This window comes from Streptomyces sp. NPDC001292 (assembly GCF_042896465.1).
GTDB lineage: Bacteria > Actinomycetota > Actinomycetes > Streptomycetales > Streptomycetaceae > Streptomyces.
This window is the reverse complement of the sequence record NZ_JBIAXG010000008.1, coordinates 170,950-196,566: the sequence shown is the minus strand read 5'-3', so window position 1 is coordinate 196,566 and position 25,617 is coordinate 170,950. Positions and strand designations below refer to the sequence as shown.

23 protein-coding genes are annotated in these 25,617 nt (G+C 73.3%); 12 read left to right on the top strand and 11 right to left on the bottom strand.

The features are described from left to right. Positions 1-58 precede the first annotated feature (58 nt). The gene (locus ACFY4A_RS12375; protein WP_390829361.1) at positions 59-952 is read left to right on the top strand and encodes a LysR substrate-binding domain-containing protein; all 894 of its coding nucleotides are present in this window, start codon (positions 59-61) and stop codon (positions 950-952) included. Between the two features lie 52 nt (positions 953-1,004). Beyond that, the gene (locus ACFY4A_RS12370) at positions 1,005-1,520 is read left to right on the top strand and encodes a DinB family protein (protein ID WP_390829360.1); all 516 of its coding nucleotides are present in this window, start codon (positions 1,005-1,007) and stop codon (positions 1,518-1,520) included. Here the strand turns inward: ACFY4A_RS12370 and ACFY4A_RS12365 are convergent. From ACFY4A_RS12365 to ACFY4A_RS12350, 4 genes are all read right to left on the bottom strand, one after another. Further along, entirely contained in the window at positions 1,502-2,572 is a 1,071-nt protein-coding gene (locus tag ACFY4A_RS12365) for an adenosine deaminase (protein ID WP_390829359.1), read from the bottom strand. The genes ACFY4A_RS12370 and ACFY4A_RS12365 overlap by 19 nt on opposite strands. A 44-nt stretch (positions 2,573-2,616) precedes the next feature. Beyond that, positions 2,617-3,015 carry a VOC family protein gene (locus ACFY4A_RS12360; RefSeq protein ID WP_390829358.1) on the bottom strand — a complete coding sequence of 133 codons (399 nt, stop codon included), beginning with the start codon at positions 3,013-3,015 and terminating at the stop codon, positions 2,617-2,619. A gap of 89 nt (positions 3,016-3,104) precedes the next feature. Beyond that, entirely contained in the window at positions 3,105-4,040 is a 936-nt protein-coding gene (locus ACFY4A_RS12355; RefSeq protein ID WP_390829357.1) for a M48 family metalloprotease, read from the bottom strand. Then, the gene (locus ACFY4A_RS12350; RefSeq protein ID WP_390829356.1) at positions 4,037-4,411 is read right to left on the bottom strand and encodes a BlaI/MecI/CopY family transcriptional regulator; all 375 of its coding nucleotides are present in this window, start codon (positions 4,409-4,411) and stop codon (positions 4,037-4,039) included. Before ACFY4A_RS12350 ends, ACFY4A_RS12355 begins: the two co-directional genes overlap by 4 nt. 269 nt (positions 4,412-4,680) lie before the next feature. Here ACFY4A_RS12350 and ACFY4A_RS12345 point away from each other — a divergent pair, with 269 nt between their 5' ends. Then, positions 4,681-5,388: a dienelactone hydrolase family protein gene (locus ACFY4A_RS12345; protein WP_390829355.1), complete on the top strand. Its 708-nt coding sequence runs from the start codon at positions 4,681-4,683 to the stop codon at positions 5,386-5,388. A 203-nt stretch (positions 5,389-5,591) separates the two neighbouring features. On the opposite strand, the gene ACFY4A_RS12340 is transcribed toward ACFY4A_RS12345, so the two are convergent. Then, complete coding sequence (locus ACFY4A_RS12340; RefSeq protein WP_390829354.1) at positions 5,592-5,948, bottom strand: YciI family protein; 357 nt, start codon at positions 5,946-5,948, stop codon at positions 5,592-5,594. Positions 5,949-6,173: 225 nt separating this feature from the next. Between ACFY4A_RS12340 and ACFY4A_RS12335 the strand changes: the two genes are divergently transcribed. From ACFY4A_RS12335 to ACFY4A_RS12325, 3 genes are all read left to right on the top strand, one after another. After that, entirely contained in the window at positions 6,174-7,706 is a 1,533-nt protein-coding gene (locus ACFY4A_RS12335) for an SDR family oxidoreductase (protein ID WP_390829353.1), read from the top strand. An 86-nt stretch (positions 7,707-7,792) separates the two neighbouring features. Then, positions 7,793-9,163, top strand: coding sequence for a cryptochrome/photolyase family protein (locus tag ACFY4A_RS12330; RefSeq protein WP_390829352.1), 1,371 nt, complete (start codon positions 7,793-7,795; stop codon positions 9,161-9,163). Positions 9,164-9,281: 118 nt separating this feature from the next. After that, entirely contained in the window at positions 9,282-9,926 is a 645-nt protein-coding gene (locus ACFY4A_RS12325; protein ID WP_390829351.1) for a sigma-70 family RNA polymerase sigma factor, read from the top strand. Between the two features lie 33 nt (positions 9,927-9,959). Here ACFY4A_RS12325 and ACFY4A_RS12320 read toward each other — a convergent pair whose 3' ends face one another. Continuing rightward, complete coding sequence (locus ACFY4A_RS12320; RefSeq protein WP_390829398.1) at positions 9,960-10,727, bottom strand: ArsR/SmtB family transcription factor; 768 nt, start codon at positions 10,725-10,727, stop codon at positions 9,960-9,962. Between the two features lie 143 nt (positions 10,728-10,870). On the opposite strand from ACFY4A_RS12320, the gene ACFY4A_RS12315 reads away from it, so the two are divergent. After that, the gene (locus ACFY4A_RS12315) at positions 10,871-11,137 is read left to right on the top strand and encodes a GlsB/YeaQ/YmgE family stress response membrane protein (protein ID WP_390829350.1); all 267 of its coding nucleotides are present in this window, start codon (positions 10,871-10,873) and stop codon (positions 11,135-11,137) included. A 32-nt stretch (positions 11,138-11,169) separates the two neighbouring features. Here ACFY4A_RS12315 and ACFY4A_RS12310 read toward each other — a convergent pair whose 3' ends face one another. Then, the gene (locus ACFY4A_RS12310) at positions 11,170-11,946 is read right to left on the bottom strand and encodes a GNAT family N-acetyltransferase (protein WP_390829349.1); all 777 of its coding nucleotides are present in this window, start codon (positions 11,944-11,946) and stop codon (positions 11,170-11,172) included. Between the two features lie 132 nt (positions 11,947-12,078). Next, positions 12,079-12,744, bottom strand: a complete 666-nt coding sequence (locus ACFY4A_RS12305; protein WP_390829348.1) for a chaplin family protein — start codon at positions 12,742-12,744, stop codon at positions 12,079-12,081. A gap of 265 nt (positions 12,745-13,009) precedes the next feature. Here ACFY4A_RS12305 and ACFY4A_RS12300 point away from each other — a divergent pair, with 265 nt between their 5' ends. After that, positions 13,010-14,617 carry an alpha/beta hydrolase gene (locus ACFY4A_RS12300; protein ID WP_390829347.1) on the top strand — a complete coding sequence of 536 codons (1,608 nt, stop codon included), beginning with the start codon at positions 13,010-13,012 and terminating at the stop codon, positions 14,615-14,617. Positions 14,618-14,623: 6 nt separating this feature from the next. Here ACFY4A_RS12300 and asnB read toward each other — a convergent pair whose 3' ends face one another. Continuing rightward, positions 14,624-16,468, bottom strand: a complete 1,845-nt coding sequence (gene asnB, locus ACFY4A_RS12295) for an asparagine synthase (glutamine-hydrolyzing) (RefSeq protein WP_390829346.1) — start codon at positions 16,466-16,468, stop codon at positions 14,624-14,626. Positions 16,469-16,926: 458 nt separating this feature from the next. Between asnB and ACFY4A_RS12290 the strand changes: the two genes are divergently transcribed. Beyond that, positions 16,927-18,027, top strand: a complete 1,101-nt coding sequence (locus tag ACFY4A_RS12290; RefSeq protein ID WP_390829345.1) for a chemotaxis protein — start codon at positions 16,927-16,929, stop codon at positions 18,025-18,027. Positions 18,028-18,105: 78 nt separating this feature from the next. Here ACFY4A_RS12290 and ACFY4A_RS12285 read toward each other — a convergent pair whose 3' ends face one another. After that, positions 18,106-18,519 carry an SsgA family sporulation/cell division regulator gene (locus ACFY4A_RS12285; protein WP_390829344.1) on the bottom strand — a complete coding sequence of 138 codons (414 nt, stop codon included), beginning with the start codon at positions 18,517-18,519 and terminating at the stop codon, positions 18,106-18,108. Between the two features lie 416 nt (positions 18,520-18,935). On the opposite strand from ACFY4A_RS12285, the gene ACFY4A_RS12280 reads away from it, so the two are divergent. Then, entirely contained in the window at positions 18,936-20,390 is a 1,455-nt protein-coding gene (locus ACFY4A_RS12280; RefSeq protein ID WP_390829343.1) for a PP2C family protein-serine/threonine phosphatase, read from the top strand. 36 nt (positions 20,391-20,426) lie between these two features. Here ACFY4A_RS12280 and ACFY4A_RS12275 read toward each other — a convergent pair whose 3' ends face one another. Continuing rightward, positions 20,427-21,920: a hypothetical protein gene (locus ACFY4A_RS12275; protein ID WP_390829342.1), complete on the bottom strand. Its 1,494-nt coding sequence runs from the start codon at positions 21,918-21,920 to the stop codon at positions 20,427-20,429. A 234-nt stretch (positions 21,921-22,154) separates the two neighbouring features. Here ACFY4A_RS12275 and ACFY4A_RS12270 point away from each other — a divergent pair, with 234 nt between their 5' ends. Next, complete coding sequence (locus ACFY4A_RS12270) at positions 22,155-23,294, top strand: aminoglycoside phosphotransferase family protein (protein ID WP_390829341.1); 1,140 nt, start codon at positions 22,155-22,157, stop codon at positions 23,292-23,294. Between the two features lie 296 nt (positions 23,295-23,590). Continuing rightward, on the top strand, positions 23,591-25,564 hold the full coding sequence (locus ACFY4A_RS12265) for an N-acetylmuramoyl-L-alanine amidase (protein ID WP_390829340.1): 1,974 nt from the start codon (positions 23,591-23,593) through the stop codon (positions 25,562-25,564). Positions 25,565-25,617 lie beyond the last annotated feature (53 nt).

Sequence of the window (25,617 nt, the reverse complement as noted above, 5' to 3'; positions counted from 1 at the left end):
CGTGGGCAGCGGTCCAACAGAAGAATCCGATGGGATTCAACGATTACGCTTCTCAATCATGGAACTGCGTCATCTCCAGCACTTCGTGGCGGTCGCCGAGGACCGGCACTTCACCCGGGCGGCGGAGCGCCTGATGGTCTCCCAGTCGGGCCTCTCGGCGTCGATCCGGGCGCTGGAGCGGGAGTTGCAGACCCCCCTGTTCGTGCGCACCACGCGCCGGGTGACGCTCACCGAGGCCGGGCGCGCGCTGCTCGGCGAGGCGCAGCGGATCCTGGCACAGGTCCGGGCGGCGCACGAGGCGGTGGCGGCGGTGCAGGGCGTGCTGCGCGGCACGCTCTCGCTGGGCACCGAGCAGTGCATCGCCGGGGTGCACGTGGCCGGGCTGCTCGCCGCGTTCCGGCGGTGGCATCCGGATGTGGAGATACGGCTGCGGCAGACGGGTTCGGGCGCGCTGGCGGAGGAGGTCGCGGCCGGCCGGCTCGACCTGGCGTTCGCCTACCGGACCCGCGCGGACACCGACCAGCTGCGCTCGGTGTCGTTGGCCGGCGAGCCGATGACGGTGCTGTGCCACCCGGGGCACCGGCTCACCTCGGCCGAGGCCGTCCTGACGCCGCGGGACCTGGACGGCGAGGTCTTCGTCGACTTCCACCCGGACTGGGGACCGCGCCGGACCACCGACGCGGCCTTCGCCTCCGCGGGCGTCCGGCGCACGGTGGCCCTGGAGGTCAACGACGTGCACAGCCTGCTCGACCTGGTCGACGAGAACCTGGGCATCGCCGTCGTCCCCCGCCACTTCCGGCACAAGCGGCCTTCGCTCACCGCGCTGCCGCTCAAGGGCGCCGCGGAGACGGAGTACGAGACCGTCGCGCTGCTGCCGCCCGAACAGGCCACCAGCCCGGCGGCCCGCGCCCTGATCACCCTCCTCGGACCGGAAGAGCCCGGCACCGCCTGACGGAGGCCGGGTTCCGGACGCGGGACGGGGAGCGATGCGCCAGGGTGGACGTATGCATGCGAAGGACATCCTCATCGACGGCTACGGCCGCATCCGGGAAGAAGTCCATGCCACCGTCGACGGCCTGCCGGCCGAATGGCTCAACGCCCGTCCCGCCGCCGACGCCAACTCCGTGGCCTGGCTCGTCTGGCACCTCACGCGCGTGCAGGACGACCACATCGCCGACGCCTTCGGCCTCGACCAGGTGTGGCTGGCGCGGGACTGGCAGAAGCGCTTCGGGCTCCGCCTGAACCGCCACGACACCGGCTACGGGCACACCTCGGCGAAGGTCGCCGAGGTAAGGGTCGACTCCGGTGAGCTGCTGACCGGCTACTACGACGCCGTGCACGAGCAGACCCTGACGGCCCTGCGCCAACTGACCGCCAAGGACCTGGAACGCGTCGTCGACGAGCGCTGGGACCCCCCGGTCACACTAGGCGTGCGCCTGGTCAGCGTCCTGTCCGACGATCTCCAGCACGCCGGACAGGCCGCCTACGTCAGGGGACTGCTTCACAGCGCGGACTCGTAGCCCGGCAGCACCACGTCCTGGATCAGGCTCACCCGCTCGTCGAAGGGGATGAAGGCGCTCTTGACGGCGTTGACCGTGACCGTGCGCAGGTCCTCGACCGTCCAGCCCGCCTGCTCGACCAGCAGGGACATCTCGCGGGTCATCGTCGTGCCGGACACCAGGCGGTTGTCGGTGTTGAGGGTGACCCGGAAGCCGAGGTCCTTCAGCGCGGTGATGGGGTGCTCGGCGATCGAGGTCGCGGCGCCGGTCTGGAGGTTGGAGGTCGGGCACATCTCCAGGGCGATCCGCCGGTCACGCACCCAGCCGGCCAGCCGGCCCAGCTTGCCGTCGACGATGTCCTCGGTGATGCGCACGCCGTGCCCGACGCGCTGGGCGCCGCACACCTGGAGGGCCTGGTGGATGCTGGGCAGGCCGTGCGCCTCGCCGGCGTGGATGGTGAACGGCACGCTCTCGCGGCGCAGGTGCTCGAACGCGTCCAGGTGATCGGCGGGCGGGAAGCCGTCCTCGGCGCCGGCGATGTCGAAGCCGACGACACCGGCGTCGCGGTGGGCGACGGCCAGGTCGGCGATCTCACGGGTGCGGTCGAACATCCGCATGCCGCACAGCAGCGTGCCGACCCGGACGGGCGTGCCCTGGGCCGCCGCCTTGGCCATGCCCCCCGCCAGGCCCTCCTGGACGGTCTCCACAACCTCGGTGAGGGTCAGCCCGCCGTCGACCATCAGTTCGGGGGCGTAGCGGACCTCGCCGTAGACGACGCCGTCCTCGGCCAGGTCCAGGACGTACTCCTCAGCGGTGCGCAGCAGGCCCTCGCGGGTCTGCATCACGGCGAGGGTGTGCTCGAAGGTGGCTATGTAGCGGACCAGGTCGCCGGAGTTGGCCGCGTCGTAGTACCAGGCGGCGAGCTCGCCGGGATCGGTGGTGGGCAGGGTGTGGCCGACCGCGTCCGCGAGTTCCACGACGGTGGCGGGGCGCAGGCCGCCGTCGAGGTGGTCGTGCAGCACGGCCTTGGGGAGCCGGCGGAGGGTGTCGGTGTCCATGCGGGGCGCGGTCATGGGGCGTTTCCTAGGGCAGTCGAGCGGTGGTGGTGTGCGGCGGGTCAGCCCGCGTCGGAGGCGGGCTGGAGCAGGTCCCAGCGGTTGCCGTACAGGTCCTCGAAGACGGCGACCGTGCCGTACGGCTCCCGACGCGGCTCCTCCAGGAAGGTCACGCCCGCCGCCCGCATCCGGGCGTGGTCGCGGGCGAAGTCGTCGGTGTGCAGGAAGAACCCGACGCGTCCGCCGGTCTGGTCGCCCACCCGGGCGCGCTGGGGCGCTGTCCGGGCGCGGGCGAGCAGCAGGGCGGTCCCGGCGCCGCCGCCCGGTTCGACGACGACCCAGCGGGAGCCGTCCGGACGCGAGGCGTCCTCGGCGAGACGGAAGCCGAGCGCCCCGGTGTAGAAGCGGATCGCCTCGTCGTAGTCGTCGACGACAAGGGTGATCAGGGCGATGCGTCTCATCGGAGCCTTTCGGAACGTGCGATCGACGGGTGAGGTTATACGTAAAACGTCGATGGCGCCAGTCATTCCGGACGCCGGTCGGCAGGGGTTCAGCGGGAGCTGTCGCCCTGGGCGACCTCGACCCGGTGATGGAAGTCGATCACTCCGGTCGCCGAGGCGGTGAAGGAGACCGTGACGCAGGCCATCAGCAGCGCGGCGATCCGGGTCGCGGCGCGGCGCGTGACGTGCGGGGCGGCCAGAAGGGCCTTGACGCGGTGCGGGACCGGGCCGGAGATGGCGGCGGGGGCGAACTCCGGGCGCACGGAGCGGGCCTCCTGGCCGGCCAGGGCGGCACGCGCGATGGCGCGGGCGGTCAGGCGGCGGTCGCCGACGGCCGCGGCCGCGGCCTCGTCGGCGGCGCGCTCGGCCGCGAGGCGGATCGCCCCGCGGACCCGCCGCAGCGCGGGATGGCAGTGGGCGGCGAGCTCGGCGGCGGCCAGGAAGTAGTGGTGGCCGCCCCGGTTGTGGGCCCGCTCGTGGGCGAACAGCGCCTCACGCTCGGCCGCGTCGAGGCTGCGCAGCATCGCGGTGGTGACGACGATGCGGTGCGGGCGGCCGGGCAGCGCGTAGGCGTCCGGGTGCGGGGAGTCCACCACGCACAGGTCGCCGGCGGCGGGCCCGCGGCCGGCCTCCGTGTGCGCGCTGCGGAAGGCGCGGAACTCCCTGAACGCGGCGCGCCCGAGCGTGCACGCGCACACGGCGAGCGCTCCGACGGAGATCGCGGCCGCCGGGACGACCACCAGGTCGGAGGGGGTGGGCAGCGGGTGGACGAGCTTGCCCAGCGCCGCGACGAGGGGCAGCTTGAGCAGGCCGGTGAGGACGAAGGCGCCGAGCGCGGCGAGGGAGCAGCCGGCGAGCACGACCGCGGAGACGGTGATCATCCACAGCGCGGTGACGGGGGCGAGGCGGCCGAGCGCGCGCCGGGCCAGCGCCGGCGCGGCGAACGGCAGCAGCAGGGGCAGCAGCAGGAGCAGGGCCGGGGTCATCGCTCACCGGATTCGAGCAGGTCGCGCAGGACGCGCTCGTCGTCGGGGCTGAGCTGGGCGACGAAGCGGGCGAGGACCGTCTCGCGGTCGGTGTCGCGGTCGAGCTCGGAGTGCATGCGGCGGGCGGTCAGCCCGTGGGCGTCCTGGACGGGGTAGTAGGCGTACCCCCGCCCCTGGCGGCGACGCTCGACGACGCCCTTGTCGTGCAGCCGGGTCAGGATGGTGGTCACCGTGGTGCGGGCCAGGCCGGTGCCGAGGCCCAGCTGGACCTGGCCGGGGGTCCGGGGCGCGCCGGCGGCCCACAGGACGGCCATGACGCTGGCTTCGAGCTCGCCGGCCGGCCGGCGTTCTTCCTTGTCGTCGTCGGTCATGGGTACGTCCTCACCCCGTCGTCGCCCACAGTCGTAGATCGTCTACATGATTGTAGTCAGTCTGGCGCCGTGATGCGCACACGCGCGCCCCGGTGCGCTCCGGCGGCCCGCTGCACGGCCCGACCGCCGGCAGTAGCGTACGAAGGGGTGCGAACCGGACCGTGAACGGCGGGCGGAATCGGCACGGCGAACGCGGTAAGCATCCGGGAAGGCCCTCCGCCCCTCCCCCGCGGGGCGCTGATCCGCGACCCGGCAAGGAGTTGAGCGCCATGTCCGAGCGGCCCAGGCCCCCCGAGACGCCTGCCCGGCAGAACGTCACCTTCCCCAGCGCCGGGGCCACCGCGCACGGTTGTCTCGCGCTGCCTCCGTCGGGAAGCGGCCCGGGCGTCCTCGTCATCCAGGAGTGGTGGGGGCTGACGGACCACATCGCCGACGTGGCCGACCGGCTCGCCGCCGAGGGCTTCGTCGCCCTGGCCCCCGACCTGTACGGCGGCGGCGTGGCGCACGACGCCGACGAGGCCCAGCGGATGATGAAGGCCCTGCCGGTCTCCCGCGGTGTCGAACTGCTCTCCGGCGCCGTCGGCCACCTGCTGTCCCGGCCCGAGGTCACCTCCGGCACGGTCGGCGCGGTCGGCTTCTGCATGGGCGGCGGGTTCGTGCTGTACCTCGCGGCGGTCGAGCCGCGGGTGAGCGCGGCCGTGCCGTTCTACGGCGTCATCCGCGGCGAGCTGCCCGACTTCTCCGGGCTGCGCGCCCAGCTCCTCGGCCACTACGGGGAGCAGGACCGGAGTATCCCGCCGGATCAGGTCGAGGAGCTGCGCGAGACGATCCGGCAGCAGTCGGGCGTCACCGCGGACTTCCGCCTGTACCCGGCCGGCCACGCCTTCTTCAACGACCGCCGCCCCAGCCACGACGCCGACTCGGCGGCCCGCGCCTGGCAGAGCACGGTCGCGTTCCTGCACCAGCAGCTGGACTGACCGGGACCGGATGCCGCGGCCGGGGCCGGCGGGGGCCGCTCAGCCGGGCGCGGGAGGCCGCTCAGGCGGTCCCGGTGCGCAGCGCGTCGAGACGGGCCATCTCCTCGCCGGTGAGGCGCAGGGCGCCCGCCCGGTGGGCCGGAGACGGCACTGCCGTACTCGGCGCCGACGGCCGCCTCGACGGCAGGCGGGCGCGCCGGGCGTCACTCCCCGGCCGGGTGCAGGAACGACCGCACCTCGATGGGGAGGGTGGTGGCCAGGCTCGCCTTCCGGCCCCAGTCCAGGGCTGCGTTCAGATCGGGCGCCTTGATGAGGCACAGACCGCCCAGGTACGCCTCGCCCTTGGTGTAGGGGCCGTCGGTGACCCGCACCTCACCGCCCCCGGGACGCAGGACGACGGCGGTCTCCGGGCCGTGCAGCCCGCCGGCGAAGACCCAGGCGCCCGCCTCACGCAGCTCCTGGTGGAAGCCCTCGACGTCGCGCATGATCCGCGCGAGCGCCTCGGCCGAGGGCGGCTCGCCCTCGGCCGGCTGGATCACGCTGAGCAGGTAGTACTTCATGACGTTCTCCTTGGCGTCGTGCCGTCGTCCCGCCTCTCGCACGAACGGCGGGCCCCCGCGCCGGCACCTCGCCCGACGGCCTCGGCGGAATCTGTTCCCCGGCCGTCGCCGCGCAGCAGCCACGGCCACGCGATCGGCCCACGGAAAGCGCCGGACACGCATCCGCGAGGGCCCTCCCGGTGGAAGTGATCCGGAAAGGTACCGACACGCGAGGGACCGAGGACGATGAACGGTGATGACACGGGCGACGGGCTGCGCTGCCTGGTGACGGGCGCCACCGGGTACATCGGCGGCCGGCTGGTCCCGGAGCTGCTCGACGCCGGCCACCGGGTGCGCTGCCTGGCCCGCTCCCCCGGCAAGCTGCGCGACCATCCCTGGGCGGCTCGGACGGAGGTGGTGCGCGGGGACGTCACCGACCCGGAGTCGGTCGCCGCGGCCCTGCGGGACGTCGACGTCGCCTACTACCTGGTGCACGCCCTCGGTACCGGCAAGGACTTCGAGGAGACCGACCGCCGGGCCGCGCGCGTCTTCGCGGAGCGGGCCCGGGCCGCGGGCGTGCGGCGCGTCGTCTACCTCGGCGGTCTGACTCCCACCGGTGTGCCGCAACGGGAGCTGTCCCCCCATCTGCGCTCGCGTGCGGAGGTCGGCCGCATCCTGCTGGCCTCGGGCGTGCCGACCACCGTCCTGCGCGCCGCCGTCATCATCGGCTCCGGCTCCGCCTCCTTCGAGATGCTGCGCTACCTCACCGAGCGCCTGCCCGTGATGGTCACCCCCAGTTGGGTGGGCACCCGCATCCAGCCGATCGCCGTGCGCGACGTCCTGCGCGTCCTGGTGAGCAGCGCGCGGATGCCCGACGACGTGAACCGGGCCTTCGACATCGGCGGTCCGGACGTCCTGACGTACCGGGACATGATGCTGCGGTACGCGGCGGTGGCGGGCCTGCCCCGCCGGGTCATCGTCCCCGTCCCGGTCCTCACCCCCCGTCTGTCCAGTCAGTGGATCGGCCTGGTCACCCCCGTACCGGCGGCCATCGCTCGCCCGCTCGCCGAGTCGCTGCGCCACGAGGTCGTCTGCCGGGAGCACGACATCCTGCGGTACGTGCCCGACCCTCCCGGGCATCCGATCGGCTTCGACGAGGCGGTGCGGCTGGCACTGCGACGGGTCCGCGACGCGCAGGTGACGACCCGGTGGTCGTCCGCGTCGGTGCCCGGCGCGCCCAGCGATCCCCTGCCCACCGATCCCGACTGGGCAGGCGGCAGCCTCTACTCGGACCGGCGGGAACGCACGGTGGATGCCCCTCCCGAGGCACTGTGGCGGGTCGTCGAGGGCATCGGCGGCGACCACGGCTGGTACTCCTTCCCCCTCGCCTGGGCGCTGCGCGGCCGGCTGGACCGGCTGGCGGGCGGGATCGGGCTGCGCCGGGGACGCCGTGACGCACAGCGGCTGCGGGCCGGCGACTCGCTCGACTTCTGGCGCGTGGAGGACATCGAGCCGGGACGGCTGCTCCGGCTGCGGGCCGAGATGCGGCTGCCGGGCCTGGCCTGGCTGGAGATGTGCGTGGACACCGACGCCGGGGGCCGCACGCTGTACCGCCAGCGCGCGGTGTTCCATCCGCACGGGCTGCTGGGGCACGCCTACTGGTGGAGTGTCTCGCCCTTCCACGCGGTCGTGTTCGGCGGGATGGCCCGCAACATCGCCGGGGCGGCGGCCGAGCAGGCCCGGCTCGCCCCGGCGGGGGAACGCGCCTCCGTCCGCTGACGCCCGCATCCGCCGAACGCCCCGCGCCCGAAGCGATCCGGAACGATCCGTCCAACCCTTCCCGTCCCCTCCACGGAGACCGCACCATGAACGTCTCGGTCGTCCTGTTCACCGCCGACCTGCGGGTGCACGACCACCCGCCGCTGCGCGCCGCCCTCGCCGGCGCCCGGCACGTCGTCCCGCTGTTCGTGCGCGACCGGGCCGTGGACGCGGCCGGCTTCGCCGCGCCGAACCGGCTGGCGTTCCTCTCCGACTGCCTGCACGACCTCGACGCGGAACTGCGCCACCGCGGCGGCCGGCTGATCGTCCGCAGCGGCGACCTCGTCGAGCGGGTGTGCGCGGTGGCCCGTGAGGCCGACGCCGACGAGGTCCACATGGCAGCCGACGTCAGCGGATTCGCCCACCGCCGCGAGGAGCGGCTGCGGCGCGCCCTGGAGACGGACGGACGCCGGCTGCACGTGCACGACACGGTGACCACGGCCGTCACTCCCGGCGCGCTGACGCCGTCCGCCTCGGACCACTTCGCCGTCTTCACCCCCTACTTCCGGCAGTGGTCGAGGCAGCGGCTGCGCGCTCCGCTCGGCGCCCCCCGCACCGTCCGCGTCCCGGACGGCATCGCCTCCGAGGAGCTGCCCTCCCGACCGGCCGCCGCGGATCTGTCGGCGGGCCTCGTGCCGGGCGGCGAGACGGAGGGCCGCAAGCGGTTGGCGGCCTGGCTGGGCTCCGGCGTCGGCGCCTACGAGGAGCGCCACGACGACCTGGCCGGCGACGCCACGTCCCGGCTCTCCCCCCACCTGCACTTCGGCACCCTCTCCCCGGTCGAACTCGTGCACCGGGCGCGCGGCGCGAGCGGTCCGGGCGCGGGGGCCTTCGTACGGCAGCTCGCCTGGCGCGACTTCCACCGCCAGGTGCTGGCGGTGCGGCCCGCCTCGGCGAGCGCCGACTACCGCACGCACGACCGCCGGCGGTCCGAGCGGGCCGCGCGCGAGGACGTCGAGGCCTGGCGGGAGGGCCGCACCGGCTATCCGATCGTCGACGCGGCCATGCGCCAGCTGCTGCACGAGGGCTGGATGCACAACCGGGGCCGCCTGCTGACCGCGAGCTTCCTCACCAAGACGCTGTATGTCGACTGGAGGGTGGGCGCGCGGCACTTCCTTCGGTACCTGGTCGACGGCGACCTCGCCAACAACCAGCTCAACTGGCAGTGGATGGCCGGCACCGGCACGGACACCCGGCCCAACCGGGTGCTCAACCCCGTCACCCAGGCCAAGCGGTACGACCCCGACGGCACGTACGTACGCCGCTGGGTGCCCGAACTCGCCGGGCTGGACGGGCCGGCCGTGCACGAGCCGTGGAAGCTCCGGGGGCCGGCGCGAGACGCTCTCGACTACCCGGACCCGGTCGTGGAACTGTCCGAGGGGCTGGCCCGCTTCAAGCGCGCTCGCGGCCGCGACTGAGGAGCCGCGCCCACCCGGGCAGAACGACGCAGAACCGATGCGAGTTGAGCGGGTTGTGCCGGGGTCACACGATGGACGCACAGGGACAAGCCCGGGAACCGTCACTGGAGCCGTCGCCATGACACCGCATCCGACCGCCGTCCCGACCGCTACGGAGCGTCTCGCGGAAGTGTCACCGTGGGCGCCCGACGAGGAGCTCGCGCGCGGCCTCGTGGCGGGCGACGACGCCTGCCTAGCCGCCGCCTACCACCGCTGGTCGGCCCTGGTGCACACGCTGGCCCGGCGATCCCTGGGAGACGCCAAGGAGGCGGAGGACGTCACCCAGCAGGTCTTCCTCGGTGTCTGGCGGGGAAGGCACGGCTACCGGCCCGAACGCGGCCCGCTCGCCGGGTGGATCGTCGGCATCGCCCGGCGCAGGATCGCCGACGCGCTGGCCGCCCGGACCCGTCGCGGGGAGCTGGTCGCGGCCGCCGGGTCGGCGCTGGGCTCCGCCGATCCGGCCGACGGCCGGCCGGAGGCCGCCCTGGACCGCGTCCTGGTCCGGTACGAGCTGGACCGGCTCCCGGCGGCCCAGCGGCGTGTGCTGCGCCTGGCCTTCTTCGAGGACCTGACCCAGACCCAGATCGCGGCGCGCACGGGCTGGCCGCTGGGCACCGTCAAGAGCCACGCCCGCCGGGGCCTGCACCGGTTGCGCCGCCGCCTCCAGCAGCAGGAGTGCGGTGAGGCCCGGGATTCGCTGCACGAACGGTGCGAGAAGTCCTGACCGGTCCGCGGGTGACGGCCGGCTCCCGCCGGGTCAGGGGCCGGGCATCAGCCAGGGCTCCTGGGGAAGCGGACTGCCGGTCTCCACGAGGGACTTGAGATTGGACAGGACCGCCGGCCAGCCGCCCGAGACGTCGGCGAGTTCGCCCTCGTCGTTGAGGTCCTCGTGGGTGACGGTGAGACGGACGATGTCCCCGTGCGGCCGGATGTCGAAGGTGACCCGGGAGTGCCGGTCCGGCCGCTCCTCGTCCTCGGGCGCGGCCCAGGTCGTCACCAGGCGGGCGGGGCGATCGGCCTCGACCACGGTGCCGACCACGTCGGCGACGCCCGAGCCGTCCGTGCGGACGTGTTCCCAGCGGGAGCCGGGACGCCAGTCCGAGACGTTGCTGTGGCCCCAGTAGGCGGCGGTCAGGTCGGCGTCCGTGAGGGCGTCCCAGACCGTTTCGGGCGTGCTCTCGATGTAGATGACGTAGACGTAGTCCGGCTTGTCGGCCATGGCTTCCTCGGCTCGTCGCTTCACGGCGCCCAACGCGCTCAGGCGCGGGCGTTCGAACTTGTCGATCCACCGCTCCTGGATCTCGTGGAGCGGGACCGGATTGACGTAGTGCAGCTTCTCCCGCCCCCGCCGCACCGTGCTGACCAGGTTGGCGGCCTCCAGTCCGGCCAGGTGCTGGGTCACCGACTGACGCGTCATGTCGATGCGGGCGCACAGCTCGCCCAGCGTCTGCCCGTTCTGCTCGTGCAGACGGTCCAGCAGCCGTCTGCGGGTCTCGTCGGCCAGCGCTTTGAAGACCCTGTCCATCCCCGAGTCGGCGTCTGATCGCACACTTCAGTCATGCAGGCAATTACCTGCATGTCAAGCCGGGGCGGGGGAACCGACCGGTGTGGCTCCGGTTCCAGCGGGCATTCGAAGGGCGCGGGGGTCACGACGCGGAGGGGCGGAAGATGGAGATCACGGGCATCATCAGTGCCATCGTCATCGGCTTGATCATCGGTGTGCTGGGACGGCTCGTCGTTCCCGGCCGCCAGCACATAGGCGTCATCTGGACGATCCTCATCGGCATCGTGGCCGCCCTGGTGGGCGCCGCGATCGCCTCCGCGCTCGGCGTCTCGGACACCAAGGGCGTCGACTGGATCGAGTGGCTGATCCAGATCGCCCTCGCCGCGGTGGGTGTCACCGCGCTGGACCGGGCGAAGGCGGGTCACCGCTGAGCCGGCGTCCCCGCCCGGTCAGTTAAGCCGGCTCACGGCTCGTACACGTACGGTGTCGTGGTGGTCAGCGCGACGAAGCCGAGCCGTTCGAGGACGGGGCGGCTCTGGCTGGAGGCGTCGACCTGGAGGTAGCGGTAGCCGCGGTCGGCGGCGGCACGGGCGCGGTGGGCGACGAGGGCGCGATAGATGCCCCGGCCTCGCCAGCCCTCGACCGTGCCGCCGCCCCACAGGCCCGCGAACCGCGTCCCGGGCACCAGCTCCATGCGCGCGGCGCTCACCGGCACGTCTCCGGCGAGGGCGACCACGGCCACGAGCGTGTCCGGCTCGGCGGCGAGCCGGGCGAGGAGGCGGTGACGCAGACGGGAGCCGTCCGTACCGAACGCAGCCTCGTGCACGCCGATCAGGAGGTCGAGCCCCGCCTCGTCGGTGACCGTGCGCAGGTGAACGTCCTCGGGAGGCTCGGCGTCGAGGTGCAGATCGGCGATCTCGCCGACCATCAGCGTCTCCTCCGGCTCGGGTGCGAAGCCGGCGGCCAGCAGGCGCTGCCCGAGGTCCGCGGGGCGGTCGTGCCCGTACACCTTCCACTCGAAGGTGAGGCCGGACTCGCCGTAGCGGGCTGTCTGTTCGGCGATCGCGGCGTCCACGGAGGCCTCGTCCAGGTCCGACCAGAGCACGCCGTTCCAGCCCTGGTCCGAGCCGATCTGGCGCACCACGTTGTCGGCGCGCTCCACGCGCGTGCCGGGGCCGTCGGGCCGAGCGCCTTCGCGCAGGTCCCGGTCGTACAGGGCGAGTACCGCGGCGTGATCCATACGCCAACTGGAGCAAACGCGGACGTCCACGGCAACAGGTTTACGGTGCGGGACCCCCGGGCGTGGGGCGCACCGGGCGGAGGCCCACCGGCCAGGTGTCCGGTGGGTCTCCACCGCGGTCGCGGGCCCGCGTCAGCGGAACGAGCCGGGCCGGCAACGCCGGTACAGGACGGCGCCGCCGAGTACCAGGGCCGCGCCCGCGGCCACCACCGGCACGGTCTGGTCCGCGCCGGTGTGGGCGAGCGACACCTGCGTCTGAGGCACGGCTGCGGGCTCGGGACGCGTCACGGGCCTCGGCAACGGCTGCGGCTCGGACCGCACGGGCGGCGGGGGCGTCGGGTCGGCCTGCGGGCCCGGGGTGTTCGTGGACGTGTTGCCGGAGGCCGGGTTGCCGATGCCCACCACGTTCACGCTGTTGCCGCTGACGTTCACCGGGACGTGCACCGGCAGCCGGATGGTGTTGCCGGAGACCACACCGGGGGAATCCTGTGTGCTTGCCTGTGCCGCCGCACCGTCGGCTGCCGGCGTCCGGTCCCTCCCGTCGGACGCGTCGGCGCACCGGTTGCCCGCCGCGGGGTTGAGGAGCCCCACCACGTCCACGGTGTTCCCGCACACGTTGATCGGAACGTCCACCGGCAGTTGGACGGTGTTGCCGGAGACCACACCGGGCGAGCCGGCCGCGGCACCCTCCGCCGCGGCGCCGCCGTCCGCCGCGAAGGCGGACACCGGCATGGTCATCGCCATCGCGCCGGAGGCGGCGGCCACGGCGATCACACTGTTCCGCGTGACCCGTTTCATAGGTTCCCTGCCTTCCAGACATGGTCGCGGGCGCTCACCCGCACCCCGTAAAACGCTGGTGAAGGATTCGGGGTTATGGCCTGTCGCCCTTTCACCCCATCGGGGGCCCTGTTATCGAACGGCGCGCGAAGCCGCCGATGCCGGGCGATGGGTCCGGGGTGCGGAGCCCGCGGGGCGGCCCGCCGGGAGGCGGCGCCCGGACGGGCCGCCTAAGGTGGGCGAAGGCCCGTTCCCGGTCCGCGGCGGAGCGTTGCTGGAGGCGTTCATGCTGGCCAAGCTGTCGACGCGGCGCGCGGCCCGGCGTTGCGCATGCGTCGGGGCCGTCACGCTCGTCCTCCTCGGCGCGGAACTGCCCGCGGGGGCCGACGGCGACGCGCCAGGCGGTCTGGGCCGGTTCTACCGCCAGAAGGTGACGTGGTCGGCGTGCGAGGCGGACGCCCCGAAGGACATACAGTGCGGCAAGGTCACCGTTCCCCTCGACTACGCCCGCCCCGGCGCGGGCACCCTCGACCTCGCCCTGGCCCGCTACCGGGCCACCGGACCCTCCCGGGGCTCGGTGCTGCTCAACTTCGGCGGTCCCGGCGTCGCGGGCATACCCGGGCTGACCACCGACGGCAGGCGGTTCATGGACCTGACCAACGGCTACGACGTGGTCACCTTCGACCCGCGGGGCGTCGGCAGGTCCTCTCCGGTCGGCTGCGGCCTGGACACGGACGACCGGACCACGCAGCTGACCGGCGGGAACGGGGACCTCGGCGACCCGAAGGTCGTCCGCGAGAAGCTCACGGCGTGGCAGCGGACGGCCGCCGAGTGCGCCCGGCGCTCGGGCCCGGTCCTGGCGCACATGGGCACTGTCGACGCCGCCCGGGACCTGGACGTGATCCGTCAGGCGCTCGGCGACGACCGGCTCGACTACCTGGGCTTCTCCTACGGCACCCGGCTCGGCTCGGTGTACGCGGCGCTGTTCCCCGGCAAGGTCGGAAGGATGGCCCTCGACGGGGTCGACACACTGACCGAGCCGTTGACGGAGCAGGGGCTGGTCGCCGCCGAGGCGCAGCAGACGGCGCTCGACGACTTCCTCGACTGGTGTGTGCGGGACGTCGCCTGCCCGTGGGGCGACGACCGCCGCGCGGCCGGCGACCAGGTCGTGCGGCTCGTCCGCTCGCTCGACGCGAACCCGGTGCCGAACAGGTTCGGCGGCAGGCTGTCCGGCCAGGACCTCGCCAGGGCGATCGGACAGGCGCTCTACAGCAAGCGGTTGTGGCCCTCCCTGCAACGGGCGATCGCCTCCCTGCTGGAGGACGGCGACACGCACGGCGTCGAGGCCTTCTCCGCCGGTGGCGGCACCCTGCCGGGACGGCCGAGTGCGCCGCGTCCCGCGGACGGCGGGCTGGCCGGCTCCGCCGAGATACCGCCGGACAACCAGCCCGCCGCGACCATGGCGGTCAACTGCGCCGACGACCCCGACCGGCCCGGCGCCGCGCGGCTCACCAGGGACCTCGGCCGGCTGAGCGCCGAGTACGAGCAGGCCTCGCCCGTCTTCGGCCGTGCCCGGCTGAGCGAGCTGCTGATGTGCTACGGCCGCCCCAAGGGCACCGACTTCATCCGCGAGAAGGTGAGGAACGTCGACACGGCGAAGATGCTGCTGGTCGGCACCCGCGGCGACCCGGCGACCCCGTACCGCTGGACGCTGGAGACGGCGCGGCGGCTCGGCCCGTCGGCCGTGGTGCTCGACAACAGGGCCGACGGGCACACCGGGTACCTGTCCTCCCGGTGCGTGCACAAGAAGGTGAACGACTTCCTGCTGTACGGCTCCCTGCCGGCCGACGGCAGCTCCTGCGGTGCGGACCGGGAGCCGGACGGGAGCGGCTGACCGGGCTCAGCCGGTGACGATCTGCGGACGGTACAGGTCCAGCCAGACGGCCAGATCGAGGATCCGCTCCAGACCGCGTCGCGCCGCCTGGTCGCCGCCCAGGGGGGTGTCGCGGTGCGCGAGGCGGCGCAGCCGCTCCGGGTCCACGAGGTCGAAGACCGGGTGCCCCGGCCGGCCGAGCAGGTCCTTGGCGTGGTCCTGGAGGGCGAGGGCGTACTTGGGGTCCTGGGTGGACGGGTAGGGGCTCTTGACCCTGTCGTACACGGACTTGGGCAGCAGGTCGGCGGTCGCCTCCCGCAGCAGGCTCTTCTCCCGGCCGTCGAAGGACTTCAGGGCCCAGGGCGCGTTGTAGACGTACTCGACCAGGCGGTGGTCGCAGTAGGGGACGCGGACCTCCAGTCCGACCGCCATGCTCATCCGGTCCTTGCGGTCGAGCAGGGCCCGGACGAAGCGGGTCAGGTGGAGGTGGCAGACCTGCCGCATCCGGAACTCGAAGTCGCTCTCGCCGTCGAGGCGGCTGACGGCGCCGACGGCGGCGCGGTAGCCGTCGGCGACGTAGGCGCGCAGGTCGAGGGCCCGGGCGAGGCCGGGGCGCAGGACACCGGCGTCGTCGCCGAAGTCGCGCGGGAAACGCACCAGCCAGGGGAAGGTGTCGGCGCGGCGCGCCTCCTCGTCGAAGAAGTGCTGATAGCCGCCGAAGACCTCGTCGGCGGACTCGCCGGACAGGGCGACGGTGGAGTGGTCCCGGATGCTGCGGAACAGCAGGTACAGGGAGGAGTCCATGTCGCCGAAGCCCATCGGCAGGTCGCGGGCGCGGACCACCTTCCGGCGGATCTCCGGGTCGGCGAGGGTGTGCGCGTCGAGCACGATGTCCTGGTGGTCGGTGTCGGCGGCGCGCGCCACATCGTGCACGAACGGCGTGTCGGGGGTGGCGCGCAGGTCGTCGGCGACGAAGTGGTCGCTCTGCCCGACGAAGTCGACGGCGAAGCTGCGCACCTTCTCGCCCTGCTCGGCCAGCCGGCGGGCGGCCAGCGCGGTCATGGCGGAGGAGTCCAGGCCGCCGGAGAGCAGGGTGCAGCGGGGCACGTCGGCGACGAGCTGGCGGCGCACGATGTCGTCCAGGAGGGTGCGGACGGTGGCGACGGTGGTCTCGCGGTCGTCGGGATGGGGCAGGGTCCGCAGCCGCCAGTAGACGCGGGTGCGCAGGCCGGTGCGGCCGACGGTGACGACGGTTCCGGGCTCGACCTCGCGCATGCCGTCCCAGACGGCGTGGCCCGGGGTCTTGACGAAGGTGAACAGCTCGCGCAGGCCGTCCAGGGCGACCCGGGGGCGGACCATGGGGTGGGCGAGGATCGCCTTGGGCTCGGAGCCGAAGAGGACGCCGTCGGGGGTGGGCTGGTAGTAGAAGGGCTTGATGCCCATCCGGTCGCGGATCATGACGAGTTCGTCGTGGCGGCCGTCCCAGATCGCGAAGGCGTACATGCCGTTGAGGCGTTCGGCCACGGCGTCGCCCCACTCCAGGTAGCCGCGCAGGACGACCTCGGTGTCGGAGTCGGTGGTGAAGCGGTGGCCGCGGGCGGCCAGTTCGGCGCGCAGCCCGGTGAAGTTGTAGGTCTCGCCGGAGTAGACGAGCGCAACCGTGCCGTCCGGGGTCCCGGCGGTCATCGGCTGGCGGCCGCCGGGCAGGTCGATGATCGCGAGCCTGCGGTGCCCCAGGGCCGCGGGCCCCTCCGCCCAGGTGCCGCGGTCGTCGGGACCCCGGCAGGCCATCGTCTCGGTCATGGCACGCAAGGTCGCGGCCTCGGCGCACAGGTCGCGGTCGTAGGAGACCCAGCCGGTGATGCCGCACATCCGCCACCTCCTGCTCCCCGGCCCGCCGGAGGGGATCGCTCCCCTGCCCGAAGGCGGGGGTGAGCGCCCGACGCCCGGGCGAACCAGTTGTATTGAGCATCTACATGACGAGCGTGCGCCACCGGGGCGGGGCGGTCAACGCGTCCTTCACCCGGTTGCCACGGTGGCCCGCCCGTTGCGGCCGCACTTTGCTCCCGGAACATCACGGAAAGGGCGTCCCATCTGGGGCGGAGCGCCGGGAACCGGCCAAGGGCAAAGACTTCTCCAATGTCCGCGCACCGGGCCTCGCCGACCCGGGCGGCCCGCACGCCGGACGGTCTCGGACGGGGCACGCAACGGTCTCGGGCGGGCACGCGGCACGGCGTGCGGCACCTCGGGCGCCGTACCAGCGAAAGGCCCCGCGCGCCAGCCGAGTTGCCCCGAATGCCTGAAGTGCGAATCGGACCTATCGTGCTGTCATGGAGCACGAGCTGAGTCCCTCGATACTCACCGAGCTGCGGCGTCCGCGCCCCTACCCGGCGGTGTCGGTGCTGACGCCGACGCACCGCCGCGAGCCCGACAACGCACAGGATCCGGTCCGGCTGCGCAACGTCGTGGCCGAGGCCAAGAGGCAACTGGAGACCAACCCGCAGGTCACCCGGGAGCAACGCCACGACGTCGTCCGGCAGCTCGACCAGGCCCTCGCCGAGGTCGATCTGACGTACGCCGAGGACGGGCTGGCGATCTTCGCCGCTCCGGGCGAGCACCAGGTGTGGTCGCTGACCCGTACCGTTCCGGAGCGCGTGGTCCTCTCGGACACCTTCCTGACCCGCAACCTGGTCTCCGCGCGGACCGCCGAACGCCCGTTCTGGGTCCTGGCCGTCTCCGCGGACCGCGTGACGCTGTGGAGCGGCGGCGTCGACCGCGTCACGGAGGACCACACCGGCGGCTTCCCGCTGACCAGGAAACTCGTCGAGAACTTCGACGCCGAACGCCGGATGCAGATCGGCGACGAGCCGAGCACGTTCCGGGACCAGAGCACCCGGCAGTTCCTGCGCGAGGCGGACACCGCGATGAGCGCGGTCCTGCGCGAGCATCCGCGCCGGCTGTACATCACGGGCGAGCCGGCCGCGCTGTCCGCCCTGGAGGAGGTCGGCAGCGTCGCCAAGTGCGCGGTGCCCGTCCAGCACGGCGGTCTGGCGCACGCCACCCCCGAGACCGTCTGGCGGGCGATCGGGCCCCTGCACGACGAGGAGACGCGGGGCGACACCGAGGCGGTGGCCCGCGAACTGGAGGGGGCCCGCGGACGCAAGGAGTACGCGGCCGGTGTCGACGAGGTCTGGCAGACCGCGCAGGAGGGCCGCATCCGGCTGCTGGCCGTCGAGGAGAACTACCGCGTCACGGTGCGCGACTCCGTCGGCGGCCATCTGGTTCCTGCGGAGAGCGACGAACCGGGCGCCCGCGAGGACATCGTGGACGAGATCGTCGAGCAGTGCCTGGAGACGGGCGCCGACGTGCGCTTCGTCCCCGACGGCACCCTGGGCGACGCGCAGGGGATCGCCGGAGTGCTGCGCTACTGACGCCGGACGCGGGCGCGGCCGCGGCCGCGCCGGACACCGGGCCCCCCTCCGGGGAGGCCGACGCGGCGGGCCGCCCGGTCAGACCGTGCCGAACAGGGTGCTCAGGCCGCGGTCGACGGCCGCACCGAGGTCCTCCTGACCGGCCGCGACCACGGCGTAGCTGCGCAGCAGGAAGCGGCGCAGCGCCGGGGTGTCGAACTGCAGCAGGGCCAGACCCGAGGGCGAGTGCAGCTCCAGCACCGTACGGGACCCCCCGCACGGCCACAGATGCACGTCCCCGGCCCCGGCCTGCCCCTCGAGCCCTTCCTCCAGCAGAGCGCGGGCGAAGGTCCACGAGACCGCCTCGCCGTCGAGGGAGGCCTCGGGCGGGAAGTCCACGTGTACGGCCAGCGGGTCGGTGGAGACGTAGCGCAGGGTGGCGGGCACGGGGAGTTCCCACCCGTCCGCGGTGATCAGACGGGCGCGGGCGGTCTGCTCGAGGGTGGTGTCCATGATCGGTCTCCGCTGCGGGTCGTAAGGTCGGCCGGTTGCGCCGTTGTCCTTAGGAGCCCGCAGGAGCCGCTCGCATTACGCATGACCGCCCACCAATCCGTGTGACCTGCGTCACTCCTGCCGCGATCGATGGCGGGCGGTCCGCCGAGGGGAACACGCGGTCGCGGAACGCAAGCTTGAACGTCCGGGCGCCACCGCCGGCCGACCGTCAAATCACGTACCTCGTCTACGCCTCGGCCGCCGGGGCGGCTACGCCAAAAGTGCCGGTCAGCCGCCCGGGAAGGACTGTGGCATATGCCGGATGCACCCTCGCGTCGCGTCTTGCCAAATCCCTTACGGGGCGCCGCCGGCTGTGCAAGAGTCATAGCGGTCCTTCCCGCCGCCTCGGCCGTACCGTTCCCGCATCGGAGTGCGCCATGCCGCCTCACGTCTTCGCGGACCGCTCCCCCGCCCAGCCACCAGGGGGCGGCCCGGTCGACGCGCTGATATCGCAGGCGCGCCGGCTCAGGGGCCAGGTGGACGCCGTACGGCGGGACGCGCGGGGCGACGCCTCGGATCCACGGGGCCGATGGGAGCGTGCGCTGTGCGAGCTGGCGCTGCACCAACTCAACGATCTGGACGAGCACTTGACGCAGTTGCGGGACGGCCCGCCGCCGCTGCCCGCGATACCGTCGGCCGAGCCCTGCGCACCGGCCGCGCCACCGCGCGGCTCGCTGCTCAGCCGTGTCGGCAGCGCCGAGTGGAACCTGCTGACGGACGAGGCCGCCTGGTCGGGCGAACTGTTCCAGATCCTCGGCCGCGACCCCGCCGTTCCCCCGCTCACCCTCGACGAACTGCCCTCCGTGGTGCTGGACGAGGACCGGCCCCGGCTGACCGCCATGGTCACCGACTGCCTGGTCGACGCCAAGCCGATCGACGGGGAGTTCCGCATCGTGCGGCCCGACGGAGCCGTCCGCGCGGTGCACATGATGGGCGAGCCCGTGCTCGACGCCGACGGCGGCACCGCCTCGATGTGGGCGGTGCTGCGAGACGTCAGCGAGCTGCGGCTCAGTCAGTCGGCGGTGCGCGAGACCCGTGACTCGCTGCACCGCCAACGGCATCGCGCGCAGACCGAGCACCGGCTCGCGGTCGAGCTGCAGGAAGCCGTGCTCCCCCCGTGGCGCGGCTCCCTGCGGCTCCCGCGCCGGGGCCGCCCGAGGCTCGACCTGGCCGCCCACTACCTGCCGTCCTCCACCGGCACACCGATCGGGGGCGACTGGTACGACGCGCTGGAGCTGGCCGACGGCGACATCCTGCTCAGCGTCGGGGGACTCACCGGCCGCGGGCCGGGCGTGACCTCGGGCATGGCGATGCTGCTGGGCGCCCTGCGCGGCATGGCGATGGCAAGGGCCCGGCCGGGACAGCTGATGACCTGGCTCAACCAGTTGCTGGACACCACCGTCCAGCCGGCCCTGGGCAGCACCGTCTGCTGCCACTACCGGCCCGCCACCCGCACCCTCACCTGGGCACGGGCAGGACACCCCGCCCCGCTGCTGTTCCGCGGCGGGACGGGGCGGATCCTGGACACCCCGGACGGCGTCCTGCTCGGCGCCACTGCGGGAGCCTCCTACGGGCAGGCCGAGGAGACCCTGGAGCCGGGCGACCTGCTCCTGCTGCACACCGACGGACTGGTGCCGCGACGGGAGTCCCCCCGCTCGAGCGCGGCCGAGAGTGCGAGAGGAACGGCCACCGCACACCGCCTGCTCGACCTCGCCCCGCGGTTCACCGAGGCGCGCGGCGCGCAGGAGTGCGTACGGACGGTCGTGGAGGAGTTCGGCGGTACCGGGCGCGACGAAGACGCCTGCGTGCTGGTCGCCCGAGTGACGTCGTAGCCCGCTTCGTCGTAGCCCGCGTACGGAACCCGTAGCCTACGCCGGTGCGCTGCCGGCGTTCCTGCCCTTCGGCTTCGGCAGGGCGAGCCGGATCTCCTCCCTCAACTCGCCGACCTTCGGATAGGTGGCGTACTCGGCGGTGAGCCGGTACATCTCGCGCAGCCGGTCCCAGGTGCGGCGGGAGGAGTTCGATCCCATCGCCATCAGGGCCAACCGTGCGTACCGGTCCGCCTGTTCGGGGTCGTCCGCGATGAAGCAGGCGGAGGCCATGGACAGATGGTCGAAGATCTTCGACCGCTCGCGCCCGTCGACCCGCAAGGTCAGCGCCTTCTCCGCGTAGTGCTGGGCGTGCACGGCCGCGCCCGGGTCGTGCTCCGCCAGCGTGCGGTACGCGAGCGCCTGCATGCCGTACAGGTCCTCGTCCTTGAAGGTCTGCATCCAGTCGAGCGGCTCCGCGTCGCCGCGGTCGGAGACGAAGAGGTTCTCCGCCTGTCCGAGGGTGCGGCGCATCGCCTGGCCCTTGCCCATCGAGGCCTGCGCCCAGGCCTCGATGGTGTGGAACATCGCCTTGGTGCGCGGCTGGAGGCGGTCGCCCGCACCGGAGTGGGCGAGTTTCATCAGGTCCAGCGCGTCGTCGGGCCGCCCCAGGTGCACCATCTGGCGCGCCGCGCGGGACAGCGCCTCTCCGGCGCGCGGCCGGTCGCCACCCTCCCTCGCGGCGTGGGCGGCGATGACGAAGTACTTCTGGGCGGTGGGTTCCAGGCCGACGTCGTGGGACATCCAGCCGGCGAGGACGGCGAGGTTGGCGGCGACGCCCCACAGGCGCCGCTGGAGGTGGGGTGGATGGCGGTAGGCGAGCATGCCGCCCACCTCGTTGAGCTGGCCGACCACCGCCTTGCGTTGCAGCCCGCCGCCCCGGGCCGCGTCCCAGGCTCGGAAAACCTCCACCGAGCGTTCGAGTTCCTCGATCTCCTGCGACCCGATGGGGGCGGCGTCGTAGCGGTCGAACCCAGCGGGGGCGGCGTGCAGGGGATGGTCGAGGGCGGGAGTGTCGGCCTTGAGTGTCGGATCGGATTGCAGCCAGTCGTGCATGGCGCTGCTGAGTGCGGAGCCCGCGGCGAGCGCGGCGCCCGCGCCCACCAAGCCGCGTCGGTTGAGCATGAGGTCCATTCCCGTGAATTCGGTGAGGACCGCGGCGGTCCGCTCGGGCGCCCACGGCACTCCGTCGGGATGTTCCGCACTCCCGTCGCCCTGCCGTTTCCCTGTACGCCCGTGCCGCACCAGACCTAGGTCCTCGATGGTCACGACACGGCCGAGACGCTCGGTGAACAGGGCCGCCAGCACTCGCGGCACGGGATCGCGCGGGATCTCTCCCATGTCGATCCAGCGCCGCACCCGAGAGGTGTCGGTCGCCAGCTGGGGGTGGCCCATGGCCGCCGCCTGCCGGTTGACCAGCCTCGCGAGTTCCCCTTTGGACCAGCCGGCCAGGCCGAACAGGTCCGCGAGACGGGTGTTGGGTTGTCCTGTCACGTCAAGCCCCCAGGTACTCGGCTGAGTTGACAGTAGACCCGCCGCGACTTGCCGGGCGACTATTCGCCAGGGTTCGCCAGGGTGCGCCAGATGGTGTGCCAGTGCGCACCGGGTGTCAGGTAGGAACGCGCCACCCCGACCCGGTCGCCGAGGGACATTCCCCAGGGTGCACCCGGGCGCCCGGGCCGGGAGCGCGCTGAAGCAGCAGGCACACGAAGGGATCGGTCCCGCCACATGTACGCAGCATCGTCCTCCGTGTCCGCCCCTCCCCGGTCGCTGCGTGCCCGCCCGGGCGCCGGCGGCCCCTACCTCGACCCCGTGCGTCCGGCGGCCCCCGCCCTCGGTGCGGGCCGGACGCGGTACGCCGTGGGGTCCGGCACGCGACCGCTCAGCGGGAGACTCGACTTGTCCGGCCCTCAGGGCGCGCAACTGCGCACGGCGATCGCCTCGGTGCACCGGATCTGCCCGGAGTTCTCTCCGGTGCAGGTGCTGCGCCGCAGCGGGCGGTCCGTGCTCCTGGTCGGCACGATCGGGCGCAGCACGGCTGTCGCCAAGTGTTTACTCGACCACTCCCCCGCGTGGGCGGAGCGCTACCGGCACGAAATAGCCGCATACCGCTCGTTCGTCCGGCACCGGCCACCGGTCCGCGTGCCCCGGCTGATCGCGGCGGACCCGGACAACTGCACGCTGGTCATCGAACGGACGCCGGGACGGGTGGCCGCTCTGCAGCGGCACCCGGCGCAGGCCCCGCCGCGGGCGGACATCGGGGCGGCCCTGGGCGCGATCTGCCGGCTGAACGCCTGGCGGCCGCCGGCGGGCACGTTCGACGCCCCGCTGGACTATGCCGCCCGTATCTCCCGTTACCACGAGCTGGGTCTGCTCACCGACCGGGACCTGGGTGACCTGCAGAAGCTGCTGCACGGCATCGCGCTCGCCGCCGGCCGGCAGGGCATGGGCCAGTTCTGCCACGGCGACGCGCTGCTCGCCAACGTCCTGCTCTCGCCGGCCGGTCCCGTGCTGGTGGACTGGGAGCACGCGGGCTGGTACCTGCCGGGCTACGACCTGGCGACGCTGTGGTCGGTGCTCGGGGACGCGCCGGTGGCGCGGCGGCAGATCAGCCAGATCGCCCAGTCGGCGGGCCCGGCCGCGCGGGACGCGTTCCTGGTGAACCTGATGCTCGTACTCACCCGTGAGATCCGCACGTACGAGACGGCCGTGCAGCGCTCCATGCACGATACGGCCCCGGCGGCACCGGGCACGGCCCACCCGGGTGCTGCGCCGTCCGGCGAGGAACAGCGGCTGCTGCTGCGGCGGCTCCACGACGACTGCCAGCTGGCCCGCCGGGCCGTACGCGCAGCCGTCGGCACTCGCTGACGGGGACAACGGTCCGCGGCGCACCCTCCGACTGGGGTGCCCGCGGTCCTTTGTCCTGCCCGCCCTTGCCTAGCCCTCGTTCAGCTCTTTCGGAGTAGTGGCCGCAGGGGCCATTGGTGTAAGCCACTGACGCCGCGCAGGCCTTGAGGGCGCCGTGCCGAAACTCGCCGAGATGCCGCTTGACATGGGGAATCGCCTTGCTGTGCGCATGATTGACGGATCGTCGGACAGCCGGTACCACTGATCCACGCCGGCCCTGCACGCCCCGCTACGCCCGAGCGCCCCAGGAGGCTGCATTGCGAGGATCCGCCACCGACCCCAGAGCGATGCCGGGACGCAGAAGCGCGCGCAGCGCGGCGGGTGTCGTCGCCTCGGCGGCGCTGCTGCTGCCGCTGCTGGGCGGCACCCCGTCCGCGGGCGCCGCCACGGACGACACCGGCCGGTTGCAGCGGGCGTTCGCGTCCGCGTCCGCCGAGTACCACGTGCCGCTCAGCGTCCTGCTGGGCGTGTCCTATCTGCAGTCGCGCTGGGACGGGCACGGCGGCGCCCCGAGCGTGACCGGCGGCTACGGGCCGATGCACCTGACCGACGCGCGCACCGCGCTCGCCGGGGCCCCGCACCACGGCGGGGGCACGGAGGACGCGCGCGGGGACGACGCGCGGGCGCCCCTGCACCCCGAGGCGAAGGTGCCGGAGAACTCCGCCCTGCCCGTCCGGCTGAAGACGCTGACCAAGGCGGCGGAGCTGACCGGGATCCCCGCCGCGCGGCTGCGTGAGGACGACTCGGCGAACATCGCGGGCGGCGCGGCCCTGCTGGCGGCCGCCCAGAAGAAGCTCGGCGAACCGCTGAGCACGGATCCGGCCGACTGGTACGGCGCGGTGGCCCGGTTCTCCGGCGCGGACGACAGCGCGGCGGCGGCCTACGCCGACGACGTGTACCGCGTGATCCGCTCCGGCGAGCGGCGCACCACCGATTCGGGCCAGCGGGTCGTCCTGGCCGCGCGGCCCGGCGTCGCCCCCCGCACCGCCCAGCTGACGCGGACGGCCCTGCCGTACCGCTCGGCGGAGGGTACGGAGTGCCCGGCCTCGGTGTCCTGCGAGTGGGTTCCGGCGCCGTACGAGGAGTTCGGCGACGACTACGGCAACCACGACCTGGGCGACCGGCCGAAGGCGCAGTCCATCCGGTACATCGTCATCCATGACACGGAGGGCCGCTGGGACGGCGTCCTCAACCTGGTCCAGGACCCGACCTATGTGTCCTGGAACTACACGCTGCGCTCCACCGACGGGCAGATCGCCCAGCATGTGAAGGCCAAGGACGTGGCCTGGCACGCGGGGAACTGGTACGTCAACGCCAAGTCGATCGGCCTGGAGCACGAGGGCTTCCTCGCCTCGCCGGACGCCTGGTACACGGAGGCGATGTACCGGTCCTCGGCGCGGCTGGTGAAGTACCTCGCGGAGAAGTACGGCATCCCGCTGGACCGGCAGCACATCCTCGGCCACGACACCGTGCCGGGGCCGACCACCTCGTACATCGACGACATGCACACCGACCCGGGCCCGTACTGGGACTGGCGGCACTACTTCGACCTGCTGGACCGCCCGTTCGAGCCGTCCACGGGCAAGAACGGCGGGCTGGTGACGATCCGCCCCGACTACGCGGCCAACCGGCCCGAGTACACGGGCTGCGTCACCGTCGGCGAGCCGTGCTCGCCGCACGGCTCCAGCGAGGTGCGGCTGTACTCGCAGCCCGACACCTCCTCGCCGCTGATCAAGGACATCGGCCTCAGGCCGGACGGCAGCTCCTCGACGATCGACGTGAACGACGTGGCCTCCCGGGTGGAGACCGGACAGCAGTTCGCGGTCGCCGAGCGGCAGGGCGACTGGACGGCGATCTGGTACCTGGGCCAGAAGGCCTGGTTCCAGAACCCGGCGAAGCAGCCGACGGCGGTGCACGCGGCCGGTACGGTGGTGACGCCGAAGGCCGGGCTGGACAGCGTGCCGGTGTACGGCAGGGCGTACCCGGAGGCGGGGGCCTATCCGGCGGGCGTGCCCGTCCAGGCCGTGTCGCCGCTGCCGTACAAGCTGCTCGCGGGCCAGAAGTACGTGGTGGGCGACCTGCAACCGGGTGAGTACTACTACTCGGCGACCTTCACCACGGACTCGCACCGGGTGGTGGTCGGCAAGGACATGTACTACCAGATCCAGTTCGGCCACCGGGTGGCGTTCGTGCGGGCCGCGGACGTACGGGTGGAGCCGTCGTCCCGGTAGCGGGCCGCGGTCGTACGAGCACGTGAGGGGCCGGTCCCGCGGGGGCCGGCCCA